This window comes from Turicibacter sp. HGF1 (genome assembly GCF_000191865.1).
GTDB lineage: Bacteria > Bacillota_I > Bacilli_A > MOL361 > Turicibacteraceae > Turicibacter > Turicibacter sanguinis.
Window position 1 is genome coordinate 1 of record NZ_AEXQ01000127.1, and the last position, 13313, is coordinate 13313.

The 13313-nt window shown below is 32.3% G+C and carries 12 protein-coding genes and 1 riboswitch; of the genes, 4 read left to right on the plus strand and 8 right to left on the minus strand.

Features of this window, described 5'->3' with window-relative positions:
* Positions 1-580: 580 nt before the first annotated feature.
* A complete protein-coding gene (locus HMPREF9402_RS12355) occupies positions 581-769 on the plus strand; it encodes a hypothetical protein (protein ID WP_229040154.1) in 189 nt (62 codons plus the stop codon).
* A gap of 46 nt (positions 770-815) precedes the next feature.
* On the opposite strand, the gene gpmA is transcribed toward HMPREF9402_RS12355, so the two are convergent.
* Positions 816-1550 carry a 2,3-diphosphoglycerate-dependent phosphoglycerate mutase gene (gpmA, locus tag HMPREF9402_RS12360; RefSeq protein WP_006783907.1) on the minus strand — a complete coding sequence of 245 codons (735 nt, stop codon included), beginning with the start codon at positions 1548-1550 and terminating at the stop codon, positions 816-818.
* A 262-nt stretch (positions 1551-1812) separates the two neighbouring features.
* Between gpmA and HMPREF9402_RS12365 the strand changes: the two genes are divergently transcribed.
* Positions 1813-2994 carry an SAM-dependent methyltransferase gene (locus HMPREF9402_RS12365; RefSeq protein WP_009607515.1) on the plus strand — a complete coding sequence of 394 codons (1182 nt, stop codon included), beginning with the start codon at positions 1813-1815 and terminating at the stop codon, positions 2992-2994.
* Between the two features lie 39 nt (positions 2995-3033).
* Here HMPREF9402_RS12365 and HMPREF9402_RS12370 read toward each other — a convergent pair whose 3' ends face one another.
* The 3 genes from HMPREF9402_RS12370 to HMPREF9402_RS12380 form a co-directional block, all read right to left on the minus strand.
* Positions 3034-3609, minus strand: coding sequence for a xanthine phosphoribosyltransferase (locus HMPREF9402_RS12370; protein ID WP_009607518.1), 576 nt, complete (start codon positions 3607-3609; stop codon positions 3034-3036).
* Positions 3609-4952 carry a uracil-xanthine permease family protein gene (locus HMPREF9402_RS12375; RefSeq protein ID WP_009607516.1) on the minus strand — a complete coding sequence of 448 codons (1344 nt, stop codon included), beginning with the start codon at positions 4950-4952 and terminating at the stop codon, positions 3609-3611. The genes HMPREF9402_RS12370 and HMPREF9402_RS12375 overlap by 1 nt, the downstream gene beginning before the upstream one ends.
* A gap of 114 nt (positions 4953-5066) precedes the next feature.
* Positions 5067-5168, minus strand: a riboswitch (purine riboswitch).
* Positions 5169-5287: 119 nt separating this feature from the next.
* The gene (locus HMPREF9402_RS12380; protein WP_039931054.1) at positions 5288-6655 is read right to left on the minus strand and encodes an RsmF rRNA methyltransferase first C-terminal domain-containing protein; all 1368 of its coding nucleotides are present in this window, start codon (positions 6653-6655) and stop codon (positions 5288-5290) included.
* 224 nt (positions 6656-6879) lie between these two features.
* Between HMPREF9402_RS12380 and cax the strand changes: the two genes are divergently transcribed.
* Complete coding sequence (cax, locus tag HMPREF9402_RS12385) at positions 6880-7971, plus strand: calcium/proton exchanger (protein WP_262942017.1); 1092 nt, start codon at positions 6880-6882, stop codon at positions 7969-7971.
* A gap of 109 nt (positions 7972-8080) precedes the next feature.
* Here the strand turns inward: cax and HMPREF9402_RS12390 are convergent, their stop codons facing one another.
* From HMPREF9402_RS12390 to HMPREF9402_RS12405, 4 genes are all read right to left on the minus strand, one after another.
* Entirely contained in the window at positions 8081-9985 is a 1905-nt protein-coding gene (locus HMPREF9402_RS12390) for a diguanylate cyclase (RefSeq protein ID WP_009607519.1), read from the minus strand.
* A gap of 139 nt (positions 9986-10124) precedes the next feature.
* Positions 10125-10466 (minus strand): zinc ribbon domain-containing protein YjdM, encoded by a 342-nt coding sequence (locus tag HMPREF9402_RS12395; RefSeq protein ID WP_006783900.1) that lies wholly within the window; start codon positions 10464-10466, stop codon positions 10125-10127.
* 205 nt (positions 10467-10671) lie between these two features.
* Complete coding sequence (locus tag HMPREF9402_RS12400) at positions 10672-11730, minus strand: right-handed parallel beta-helix repeat-containing protein (RefSeq protein WP_009607514.1); 1059 nt, start codon at positions 11728-11730, stop codon at positions 10672-10674.
* A gap of 544 nt (positions 11731-12274) precedes the next feature.
* Positions 12275-12490: a hypothetical protein gene (locus tag HMPREF9402_RS12405; protein WP_006783898.1), complete on the minus strand. Its 216-nt coding sequence runs from the start codon at positions 12488-12490 to the stop codon at positions 12275-12277.
* Positions 12491-12809: 319 nt separating this feature from the next.
* Here HMPREF9402_RS12405 and HMPREF9402_RS12410 point away from each other — a divergent pair, with 319 nt between their 5' ends.
* On the plus strand, positions 12810-13244 hold the full coding sequence (locus tag HMPREF9402_RS12410) for a hypothetical protein (protein WP_006783897.1): 435 nt from the start codon (positions 12810-12812) through the stop codon (positions 13242-13244).
* The last annotated feature ends 69 nt before the right edge of the window (positions 13245-13313 follow it).

Below are 13313 nucleotides of genomic sequence, written 5' to 3' on the forward strand. Positions count from 1 at the left end.
CTAGCTCTTAAATATGCCTCAATTAGTTTAAGATCTTTCTTATTTAAACGTATATTATTTACAGTATTTTTGCTTTTCTTGTCTTTATTTACTACAGAATTCATTAAATTTAGCTATTTTCTATAAATCCCCATTGGTTCACTTTTCAATCTTATTTATGTACTTATACACATCTTTTTATAGTTATCAGTTTAATTATTTCGTTTTTTTCAATTTTTCTTCATTAAATATTATTAATTTAAAATATATCTATTTGATATTTACAATCTACTAATATAAAACTAATTTGTGGATAAATATTCTTTAAAAGATTTTATACTAAATCTTCTCTTTTAGACTGTAAAATAAGGATTATACTAATCTCAATGATACCTGCTATGATAACAATTTTAATAAAAAAAGACTACTTTTTCCTTTAAATAATTACTTTAAGAATATTCATAAAAATAACTTTGTAACCTTATCAAATAATCAGGTATCAAGTTATTTTAATCCATTAACTAACATTAAATTTAAGTTGTATATTGTCGAAAATAGTATATAATAGTATCCATTACATGGTCTTAAGGGAGGGCATATGATGGAACAAAAAGTGAAAATTACAAAAAAACGTGGATTCGCAGCCCTATTAATTACCGGAGCTATTGTTGGAATCGGCGTTGGATCTACTCGCGTTGTTAAAAAAATGGCTGAGAAAAAAGCAAAATCAAATGAAATGAAACGATTAAAAGAACTTGAAGACGAAGTCTTTGATGATCTATTTGAATAATAATACACAAAAAAACACTCTATCCACAGAGTGTTTTTTTTGTATCTTAAAGGATATATTCTGGAATAATACCACTCGGAATTTCGCCCTCTAAATTCAAATAATAATGTCTTATTGGCTTTAATTGATCATCTAATTCATATACCAGTGGCATCCCAGTTGGAATATTTAAATTAGCCACCCCATCATTCGATAATTCATCTAAATACTTTACTAAAGCTCTCAACGTATTACCATGGGCTGCAATGATTACTTTTTTTTCTGCTAACAAATCAGGCACAATTTTCTCATGCCACTCCTCTAAAACTCGTTTTTCAGTGTCTGCAAGATTTTCCGTTAACGGTAACTCATTCTCCTTCAAATTATGATATTTATATTCATAACCTGGATATCTAGGATCGTCTTTTGTTAGCTCAGGTGGACGGATATCCACATATCTCCGCCATTTATGAACTTGCTCTTCACCATATTTTTTTGCCGTTTCCTCCTTATTTAATCCCTGTAAAGCACCATAATGTCGCTCATTTAACCTCCATGATTTATAGACAGGAATCCACATTAAATCCATCTCATGAAGAATAATCCACAATGTTCTAATAGCCCGTTTTAAACACGAAGTATAAGCTACATCAAATTCAAATCCATGTTTATTTAAAACTTTAGCAGCTAACCTAGCTTCATTTAATCCATTATCAGATAACTCTACATCAGTCCATCCTGTAAACTTATTTTCTAAATTCCAGATACTTTGACCATGACGAATTAAAACTAATTTAATCATATCTCCACTCCTTTCATTACATTATATGCACTGCGACAAAAAATCATTTTCATCATATTTAGAACATTCATCAACACAATAAACTTTATTAGACATTTATCCACAATTTTCGGGAATTGTTCCACATGGAACTTTGTGGAACTGTGGATAAACTGTTATTTTTTTGATTTTTTGAAAGTTTTTTTCCTTATTGATGATGAAAAGAGATGATTTGGTAAATAATAAAAGTAATTTTTGAAGGAATTTGGAAAGGATTGAGTTTATGGCTTTCGATAAGTTAGTTTTTAAAAATTTATTAAAAAATTTTGACAGCGTTCCATTTACAGTTGAATTTTGGGATCATGAAATATTTTCTGTAGGACAAGGAGAGCCCAAGTTTAAAGTTTATATTAATGGCCCTATAAGCAAAAAAGATTTAGTGACTAGTACCTCTTTAGCACTTGGGGAAGCTTATATGGATAAAACTATTGAAATTGAGGGAGATTTGTATGAAGCATTAGATGCTATTTTAAGTCATATTGAACACTTCACAACAGATTTTAAAGCTTTACCTAAAATCTTTAACAACCCTACCTCAAAGTCAAAACAAAAAGAAGAAGTCTCTTCTCATTATGATATTGGAAATAAATTTTATAAATTGTGGTTAGATGATACTCTTTGCTACTCTTGTGCCTACTTTAAAAGCGAAGATGAGTCATTGCACCAAGCACAACTTAATAAAATTGATCACTTACTAAATAAACTGGAATTAAAAGAAAATGAAACACTACTTGATATTGGATGTGGTTGGGGTTGCTTGTTAATTTCAGCTGCTAAAAAATATAAAGTTAAAGGAACTGGAATCACATTAAGTCAAGAGCAATATAATGAATTCTCACGACGTATCAAAGAAGAAAATCTTGAAAATTATCTGTCAGTTAAACTAATGGATTACAGAGATTTAGAAAAATCTGATTTAATTTTCGATAAAATCGTCAGTGTCGGAATGCTTGAACATGTAGAGCGTCCAAACTACGATTTATTCTTCAAAAATGTCAATGCCGTATTAAAGCCAGGTGGAATCTTCGTTCTTCATTACATTAGCAGTTTAAAAGAAAGTGAAGGAGATGCATGGATTAAAAAATATATCTTCCCTGGTGGTGTCATCCCATCTTTACGTGAAATTGTTTCAATTTCAGCAGACTATAAATTCCACGTTATCGATATCGAAAACTTACGCCCTCACTACCGTATGACATTATTACATTGGTATAAAAACTTCGAAGATAACATTGATGAAATTAGTAAAATGTTTGACGAGCGTTTCATTCGTATGTGGCGTATGTATTTATGCTCATGTGCTGCCTCATTTAACAATGGTGTCATTGATTTACACCAAATTGTCTTTACCAAAGGTGTGAATAACTCTTTACCATTAACAAGAGATTACATGTACAAAGAATAATGAAAAAGGCGAGGATCCTCATCATCCTCGCCTTTTTCATTATTCTTGAACAAATTCAATAACACCCGCATCTAACTTGCTAACTCGTGCTAAGGAATATACCTCATATCCTTTTTCAATTAACATCTTACGTCCTGGTTGGAACGATTTTTCAATGACAATTCCAATTCCCGCTACTTTTGCTCCTGCTTCTTCAACTAAACGAATAGCTCCAAGAGCGGCTTCTCCATTAGCTAGGAAATCATCAATAATTAAGATACGATCATCTTGTGAAATATATTTTTTAGATAACGTTAATTCGTAATCTGTTGCTTTTGTAAACGAATGAACTGTTGTTTGATAAACATCACCATTCAAAATTTTAGATGATTGTTTCTTTAAAGTGACCATCGGTAAATTCATTTGCATCGCTGTCATAACCGTTGGAGCAATTCCTGAACTTTCAATCGTAAAAATTTTAGTTACTCCGTGATGTTCAAAATATTTTTTAAACTCTGTCCCAATCTCATACATTAAATGAGCATCAACTCCATGATTTAAAAATGAATCCACTTTTAAAACTGTTTCATTCAATGCTACTCCATCTTTTAAAATACGTTCTTGTAAAGCCTTCATTAAACTACAACCTCCGTTTTAGCCGCTTTTGTAGCAACTACTTTATCCTCTTTTAACAATAAATTTAAAATCAATGCCACAATAGTTCCTGTTGAAATTCCTGATGAAAAGATCATCTGTAAAGCTTCAGGTAATTGACCAATAAAATCAGGGCGGAATGTTACACCAAGACCTAATGCCATAGATGTTGCGATGATTAAAAGGTTACGGTCAGTTAATTCAACACGACTTAACGTCTTAATTCCTGCTGCTGCAACCATTCCAAACATCACAAGTCCAACTCCACCTAAAACTGGTTGTGGAATACCATTAATCACACCTGCTAATTTTGGGAATAACCCTAAACATACTAATAAAATACCTGCCATCACAGCAACATGTTTACTTGCTACCTTTGTTAACGAAATTAATCCGACATTTTGACTAAACGAAGTATTAGAGAAGGATCCAACTAATCCACCTACAATACTTCCAACTCCATCAGCTAAAATTCCTGATCCAATTTTCTTATCATCCATTTCAATTTGAGATGTTTCTCCAACAGCCTTTAAGCATCCTACCGTTTCAATCGTTGTAACAAAATATGCTGGAATAAACGCTAAAACAGCCTTCCAATCAAAAACCACACCGTATTCTAAAATATTTGGCATCGCAAACCAGCTTGCTTCTGCAACTGGCGTAAAATCAACCATTCCAAGAGGAATACACACTAGATATCCAACAAGCATCCCAATTAAAATAGAAGCACTACTTACTAACCCTTTGCCATAGCGGTTTAAAATTAGCGTCACAATCATTACAAGCATTGCAATTGAAACATTTAATAAACTTCCATAATCCAAAGCACCACTACCACCTGCTGCCCAGTCAATTGAAACTGGCAATAACGTTAAACCAATTAAACAAACAACCGTTCCTGTTACAAGGGGTGGGAATAATTTCATCAGTGGTTTAATGAAGAAACTTAAAATAATTTCAAAAAATGATCCTAAAATCGTTGCCCCTACAATCCCTGGCATTCCAAGTGTTGACCCAACTGAAATGGCAGGTGATACAAACGTAAAATCAGTTCCCATAATACAAGCAACACGTGATCCAACTCGGCCAATCCCACGTGCTTGAATAATTGTTGCAATCCCCGCTGCTAAAATCGAAGCACTAATTAAAGATGTCGTCATCTTACTATCAAAACCTAATGATCCTGAAATCACTAATGGTACAACGACAATTCCTGAGAAAGCAGCAAAAATATGCTGTAATCCAAATAAAAACTTCTTCCCGATTGATGGATTATCATTTACCTCATAAATTAATCCTATTTCGACTTGCTGTTCTTTCCTCATTTCGTAATCTTCTCCTTTTTACTAACTCCAATTAGTATTTAGATAACAAAAAAGACAGCCCCCATTATAAAAACGAGGTGCTGTCTTTTTCCTATATAATAAAAAATTATATATTAAAATCATACAACTCCTCGTAGTCCGCACTTTTACGGTTTGCAGGTAGAGACGCCCAGTCCATATCACCAGGCATATACGAGAATTTATTCAATTAAGATATCCGTATTATATTATGAACTCGATTAAAATACAACAAATTTTCATATCTTACAAACATTTATGAAAACTTAGACTCTCATTTTCACAAAAAAGCACCTTCTAATGCCCTAAACTCAAAATTACATCCAACGTAATCCCTTTGGATAATGATTTTTTAATGTTCCATTAACTAGTTTTGCCCATCCCAGAGAATAACCATCAACACAAACTAGATACCATCCTTTATCTCCCTCATGAGATAATGTCTCACCTTTTAAATACGATTTAATCTCATTAGAATCTTGTGGATAAGAAACATAATGCCTAACATCTTCAGGGCGAAGTGATAAAGCTAAGGCATGTGATGGTTCAAAACGATTCTTTTTAAATGTTCCTAAATGCCATCCTGCACGAACAACCTTTAATTTATCAAACGTTAACATACCTTCTGGTACTAAATAAAGCTCTGATCCAAATAACACAAAGTCTCCATGTGGAACCTCTTTTAACGTATCTTTAGCAAAATCAAAGAAATCATTTAAAGACTTATCCTTCTTCAATGGCTTCACGTACTCACGTTTTAAATCTACATCTTCCCCACAAACTTTACGCAATACCGCTAAGTAATGACCTTCTCCATTAATATAATGGGGCCATAAACGATAGGTTTTTTCAATCCCTTCCACAGCGATTTGAGACCACTCGCCACGTCCTGGTTTAAATGATTCATACGCATTAATCGATTCAATTTCAAACTCAGGATGATGACTTATAAACTGCGCAATCGCTTGTTCATTCTCTTCAGGTGCAAATGTACACGTCGAATAAACTAAGCGACCACCAGGTTTTAGCATCTTAGCTGCTTCTTCTAAAATCTCATTCTGACGCGCAGCACAAAGCTTCACATTCTCTAAACTCCACTCTTCTTGTGCCACTACATCCTTTCTAAACATTCCTTCACCTGAACATGGAGCATCGACTACAATACGATCAAAATATAGTGGAAAATGCTTTGCTAAACGAGCTGGTGTTTCATTTAACACAATCGCATTCTTAACCCCCATACGCTCAATATTTTGAGATAAGATTTTCGCACGTTGTGGATAAATTTCATTGGCTACTAAAAGACCTTTTTGCCCAAGTTGAGAAGCAACATGTGTACTCTTCCCACCAGGAGCTGCACATAAATCTAGTACTTTCTCCCCTGGTTTTGCTTCAACAAACGCCCCAACAGACATAGCACTTGGTTCTTGAATATAGTAGACTCCCGCTTCATGATAAGGATGTTTTCCTGGTCGTTCCTCACCTTTATAGAAAAATCCTTCCTCCACCCACGGAATAGAATCTAACGTCAATTTATTCTTCTCTTTAAATGACTCCATTGATGTCTTTAATAAATTTAATCGCAATCCGTGAGATTTCTCATGATCATAACTTTTAATAAATTCATCAAATTCTTCACCTAATAATTGTTGCATTTTATCTAAAAAGTCTTGTGGTAATGACATCATACTCATCCTTTCAACTATGACCAAATTATTATCACATTTTTATACGTATTCATGATAAAACACCTGAAAGTTAGATTGCAAGAATTAAAATACAAAAAAGATACACAGAGTAGCTCATTATTTTAAACTCTGATACGTCTTTAAAAAATATAACTTAAATTTAACATCTTTAACTTTTTTATCAATTATTTTCCTAATTGGTTATTAGAATTTTTCAAACTGTGGATACTAGTATTATCTATAAAAATAGGAGGTTCATATTTTCAATGAAAATTCTAAAATATTTGCTTATCTTTGTTCCGATAAGCTTCATTGCTAAATTTATGGGCGTTTCAGATTCTTGGATGTTTATCTTATCTTGCTTATCAATTATTCCATTAGCTGGTCTCATGGGAGAAGGAACTGAAGAAATTTCATTTTATTCGGGGCCTAAAATTGGTGGATTTTTAAATGGGACGTTTGGAAATGCGACAGAACTTATTATCTCATTCTTTGCTTTAAAACAAGGATTATTCGAAGTTGTAAAATCTTCAATTGCAGGAGCCGTCATTGGAAATATCTTATTAGTTGTCGGAGCTAGTATGCTCGCAGGTGGATTAAAATACAAATCACAAAAATTTAATGTAAAAGTCTCTGATGTCTCATCAAGCATGTTATTATTTGCCGTGATTGGACTCTGTATTCCAGCACTTTTCACCCACACAGTTGATCCGGCACTACTCAATACCCGCTACGAAGGATTAAGTATTTTTGTTGCTATCGTGATGTTTATTATTTATGTTTTAAGTTTATTCTTTTCCTTTAGTACACACAAACATATCTATACCGAGACGGATAGTGGTGAAGAACATAAAGCAAAATGGTCGTTGCCAAAAGCTATTTTAATTTTAGTCATTGCAACTGTATTCATTGCAATAGAAAGTGAATTTTTAGTTAGTGGTATCGAAGCCATTACCCAAACACTTGGATGGAGTGAGTTTTTCGTCGGTATTATCTTAATCCCGATTATCGGAAATGCAGCTGAACATAGTACAGCCGTCGTTATGGCTAGAAAAGATAAAATGGACGTTGCTCTTGAAATTGCAATTGGTTCAAGCTTACAAATTATTTTATTCGTCGCTCCTATCCTAATTTTTATTAGCCAATTCTTCATCCCTATGAGTATCGTCTTCAATCAATTTGAACTTATTGCTCTGATTGCTTCAATTCTTATCGTCAACAAAGTAGCCCATGATGGAGAATCAAACTGGCTTGAAGGAGTTCAGCTACTCTCTGTTTATCTCATTATTGCCGCTTCATTCTTCATTCTATAAAAAATAGCTAGTGTCTAAAGACACTAGCCATTTTTTGTGGATAATAAAATCCCATCACTTATCCACAATTTCTGATTTTCAGATAAACATGACACTTTCATGATTACCTTTAAGTTGTAATTGTATTTTTACCCTGAGCTTTCGAATGATATAAATTTTCATCTGCGGTTTTTAAACTAAATTCATGCTGCCTAGAGTGTGCAATTCCTAAACTAATCGTAAACTGAATATTGGGACTCACAATCGTTTTGGCCACCTTTTCACGAATAGACTCTGCTAAAGCAAGAACATGTTCTTCAGATTTATCAACAGATAAAATGACAAACTCCTCGCCGCCATACCTAAATCCATATTCTCGTTTTCCAAGTTCCCCTTTAACCGTCTTAGCCAAACTCATTAATACCGCATCACCAACATCATGACCATAACGATCATTAATTTTTTTAAAATCATCAATATCAAATAAAATGATAGAATAATGACCTTTTTTTCTTTTTTTCAAAGCAAGATAAATTTTATCAAAGTATCGACGATTATATAGATTAGTAAGATGGTCCTTTCTATTTTGTGACACTAATCTAACAAATTTAAGAATACCGTAAATGATAATACTCCCTAATACCATAAAAATGCTCATATTGATTATTCTATATTGTATCGTTCTTTGTAAAATAAGGTCATTTTGATGAGACTGAATCGCATAAAAAATGTACTCATTTCCTATTCGATTTTGTTGAACGTCTGAAAAAGCAATTAATTTATCTGTCAACAGTTGATACTCATCTATGCGCCCTAACTCTTGATAAATAGCCAATAATTTGGCTATACTCTCTTTTTGAAATCCTAGAGACTCTCTTTTTTCAGATAACTCTAATAGTTCATGATATGTTTTAATTGCTTCATCATAATTTTCCTGATGATAATATAATTGACCTAACGTATTTAAATAATATAAATCTTTTTCAAATACGGTATAATTTTCATCTTGTTTAGATAATTCAGTCGCCTTTAGGAGGCTTTGATACGCATAATCTATATGCCCATAATAAATATCAACTTGTGCATAAATTAAATATCTTAATATCTCATACTCAATCGCAATTTCAGATTTAACCTTAGATTCATATTCTTTCATCAATCCAGTGTAAGCTATGACCTGTTCATAATCTTCCTGCATCAAACTGATTTGTGCCAAATTCTTATAAGCATATAATTTAAGATTATCACTTAAATCTGTATCCTTGACTACCATTTTTAATGCTTCTTGTATAACTTGTTTGGCTGCATCGTAATTTTCTAATATTTTAAAAACATTGCCAAGTTCTATTAAAATTTTCATTTTCGTTGCCTGGTCATGTTGCTGCTCTGCTAATTTAATTCCTTTTAATGCAGCATTAATTGCATCAGCATATTGATGACGTAAACAGTATAATGGTGTTTGTTTGGAAATCAAATACAGTAATGTTTCTTCATTTAACTTCTTTTCATACTTCAACACCTCTTCAAGCGTTTGTGTAGTAAAATGCTCACCTCTATCATTATTTATCGTTATCAATAACAACTCCCATACAGACTTAGCATGGTCATTATAATCTTCGATTTCAATATTATTAACACCAATCATGACATAATCTAAGGCTTGTTGATACCGCTTTGTATCCATCATTTGCTTCGCTAAATAGGTCGTCGTATATAATATTACAAAGGGATCTGTTTTTTCACTAATCAACTCAGTAACCTGATGATAATTCGCGATAGCGGACTCTTCATTACCTTCTACCTCATTCATATATCCCAAAGTGAAATAGTCCATTTCATCTTTACTTAATTTAACTTCTATCTTTTCCGAGTATTGTCTAAGTTGTTCTACGTCTAATACAACATTCTCTTTAATTGCTCGCTTAATAATCTCTAAATGATAATTCGTTTTTTCTCTTCCTATTATAAATAGAGTGATGATTCCAATGGATATAGCTAGTAAGAGAAATCCTAATTTCTTCTTAATATAGTCCACCTTCCCCTATCCCTAAAAAAATAACTATCTTTTCCATTGTTACACTTAATTTTACTATAAATCCCAACTATTTCAAAGTAAAGTTCTAACAATAAAAGCATCCTAGTTAATTAGGATGCTTCATCATTCTAAAAAATAATTAGATTTTTTTGACGAATTCAGATTTTAAACTCATTGCTCCAAATCCATCAATTTTACAGTCAATATCATGACCATTAGATGAATCATGAACTAAACGGATTCCTTTTACTTTAGTTCCTTGTTTAATCGCTGAAGAACTACCTTTTACCTTTAAATCTTTAATAACTGTTACAGTATCTCCATCCGATAAAACATTTCCGTTTGCATCACGAATCACGTTAGCTTCCGCTGCTTCAGCTTCTGCTTCTGGACTCCACTCATAAGCACACATTGGGCACACTAACATTCCTGCATCTTCATATGTATATTCTGAATTACATTTTGGGCAATTTGGTAACATAAAATCCATTCCTCCAGTTAATGTTGTAGCATCTGACTTTTCTTACAATAAAAAGCCAAATATATTCTTATATACTATCATATTCTGTACATATTGACAAACGGTGATTTGAACTGGAATCTGGTATCCTTCTCAATTAGTATGCGCCAAAAATTCGCTATTGATAGGGAACTTAAATGACCATTAAATCATTTTTAAATATTTACTAGAAATTCTTATAAAATAACTCTAGCAATCCCTTATAGCCGTCTGTTAAGTTATCTAGATTAATTTCCTGTATACCATTCGCTAGTGTATCACAAGTCGTATCATTTGCTACGTTATTCTCTCCAGTGGCAGAATAATTAACAACTGAAGTCAATGGAGTATTGCATCGTAATGTATTGGAGAATCCATTAACTAATATCCCTACATCATGAAATTGGCTTACCGTATTCTGTCTGGCATAATTTCTATTTCCCTGAATTAAAATCGCAGTATTATTTATATGTTCCACAACATTCTCTATAATTGAGCTATCGTTAGCTTTTAACATTATCCCATTCTTTGAATTAATCAATGTATTTTTAAATATAATTGAGTAATTTCCCTCGATCATTATTCCGATCTGATTAATGTTCGTAATCGTATTTAAACCAATAAAAAAACGACCTCTTTTCACTATAATACCATTAGATGAATTTTGAATAAGATTAGTATAAACAATATTTTTATCGGAATAAGTTGTGTTAATGTTAATGGCAAAGTTTCCATTACCGTCAAAGTAATTATTAGCTATAATATTTTCCCTAAAATCTCCGGGTCCCGCTAAAAAGCCACCTCTTCTATTTCCTTCTAAACTATTTTCATAAAATAAATTTTCTCTTCCAGACAATATAATCCCTTTATCTTGATTATTGTTTATCTGACATTGCCTTACAGTATTAAGATGCCCACTGATTTTAAATCCACTTCCTACATTACTATCAGATTTAACATGATGGAAGACATTCTTATCCCCAATTGATAAAATTCCTATTGTAAAGTTTTGAAAAGTCAAATTGGCTAATATAACCTCATTAGCATCAATAGTTATTCCGACTAACCCCTGATCAGTTCCATCAAGAATAACTTCTCCGTCACCAACAATGGTAAGATTGTCCACATTAATGAATAAATTCTCTCTATAAATCCCTGATTGAACTTGAATCTTATCTCCTGGACTAGCATTATTAATTGCTTCTTGAATAGTCATATCTGAGCCTGTAACCTCTATAGTTGCCATCACATTCCCTCCTTATAAACTTTTCCCTAGGACGAATTCAATACAGGTACAACACTTTCTCCTCAAATAGTTCGAATGAAAATTTCCCACCTAAACATTTTCATAGGCGTTGATGAATAAGCATCTACAAAATAAATAGGTATCTTTAATTCTGATTCAAGTTGTGAGTAACAAGCAACCCCTTCCCTCAATCACTATGTCGGTTTTAAAGATTTATAGATGATAGTTTTCATTTAATTGACTTAGCGCTTTGTACATTTCCATTTCTGAGAAATTTTATATTTTAATAGCGATGTAATAATGGATTTGGTGTTCTACAAATGATGATAAACAACCTTTACTTTAAATACGACTTGAAATAATCGTATCTATTGCCCATCACCATCAAAGGAGGATACTTGCTTCACACTATTCCTAAATCTTTTATGTTTTTCACTTCTTTAGAACGTTGATAAATCGACGTTCTAAAGTTAGTTTCTCATAATTTTCAAGGCTTTCCTGTTTATTTTAAACAACTTAAATCTTCTAACAAAATGCTCCATCATCAACGATAAATGGCATAAAATGAAATAATCCCTTTTAAAACTGTATTAAAAATCTGGTCTAGCGACTGAGTTAATGTTAAATAATATAGGGAAATGACTTCTTTGGATTTCTTCTCTGAACGATAATGAATTAAGTGTCTTTTCTTGCTTAATTCATCTGTGGACTCAGCCTGATACATCTCCTGAGTGTTTCGTTTTAATTCAGGAGAAATCATTGAGTCATTTATCTCACTAAATATCTCATTTTCGAAAGCACCTCTATAGGGGTCCCCTCGAATGTCTTAAGATGTCTATAACTTATCAATAAATTTCCTTGTTAAGAATTTGGTGTGGTAACTCATTCTATAACAATAATCTTATTTATGAGTTTTTTTTATGTTGCACTTAATATTAAAATCTGTCCTATAGTATCCTATGTCTAAATTCAAAATTAGACACTCTGTATCAGATTAAATATTCTTAGTTCTTTATTGGAATACCCTTCATTAAAATAGCAAATAATATTAAATATGAAATAGAAAGAAGGTTATATTAATGCCTAATCAAGATTCAATTAAACTATTAAATGAATGTAATTCTGGAACTAAAATGGCAGTTGAGAGTTTAAATGAGGTTCTAGAAAAAGTTAAAAATGAGAACCTACGTAATACTTTAACTACTTCTCTTGAAGAACATAAAAAATTCGGTGACTTAACACACCAAAAACTAATGGAAGCTCACGATTCTGATAAAGAACCCAACCCTATTGCAAAAGCAATGTCTTGGATGAGTACAAATGTTAAACTACTAACAGGTGATGTTGATGAAAAAATAGCCGATATCGTAACAGATGGATGCAACATGGGAATTAAATCTATTGCTAAATATCTTAACCAATATCCCGCCGCAACAAGCGATATCAAAGATCTTGCTAATCAACTCATTAAAATAGAAGAAAAACTACTACATGAATTAAGACCTTACTTATAAAAAAGAGCTAGTAACTGTACTATAACGCAGCATACAAAAATAAAAACAGTCATTTTAAGATGACTGTTT

What these genes read in the sequence shown, in the direction of transcription:
- HMPREF9402_RS12355 (WP_229040154.1), top strand. Translation starts at nt 581, where the DNA reads ATGGAACAAAAAGTGAAAATTACAAAAAAACGTGGATTCGCAGCCCTA.
- gpmA (WP_006783907.1), bottom strand. Translation starts at nt 1,550, where the DNA reads ATGATTAAATTAGTTTTAATTCGTCATGGTCAAAGTATCTGGAATTTA.
- HMPREF9402_RS12365 (WP_009607515.1), top strand. Translation starts at nt 1,813, where the DNA reads ATGGCTTTCGATAAGTTAGTTTTTAAAAATTTATTAAAAAATTTTGAC.
- HMPREF9402_RS12370 (WP_009607518.1), bottom strand. Translation starts at nt 3,609, where the DNA reads ATGAAGGCTTTACAAGAACGTATTTTAAAAGATGGAGTAGCATTGAAT.
- HMPREF9402_RS12375 (WP_009607516.1), bottom strand. Translation starts at nt 4,952, where the DNA reads ATGAGGAAAGAACAGCAAGTCGAAATAGGATTAATTTATGAGGTAAAT.
- HMPREF9402_RS12380 (WP_039931054.1), bottom strand. Translation starts at nt 6,655, where the DNA reads ATGTCATTACCACAAGACTTTTTAGATAAAATGCAACAATTATTAGGT.
- HMPREF9402_RS12395 (WP_006783900.1), bottom strand. Translation starts at nt 10,466, where the DNA reads ATGTTACCAAATTGCCCAAAATGTAATTCAGAATATACATATGAAGAT.
- HMPREF9402_RS12400 (WP_009607514.1), bottom strand. Translation starts at nt 11,730, where the DNA reads ATGGCAACTATAGAGGTTACAGGCTCAGATATGACTATTCAAGAAGCA.
- HMPREF9402_RS12405 (WP_006783898.1), bottom strand. Translation starts at nt 12,490, where the DNA reads ATGATTTCTCCTGAATTAAAACGAAACACTCAGGAGATGTATCAGGCT.
- HMPREF9402_RS12410 (WP_006783897.1), top strand. Translation starts at nt 12,810, where the DNA reads ATGCCTAATCAAGATTCAATTAAACTATTAAATGAATGTAATTCTGGA.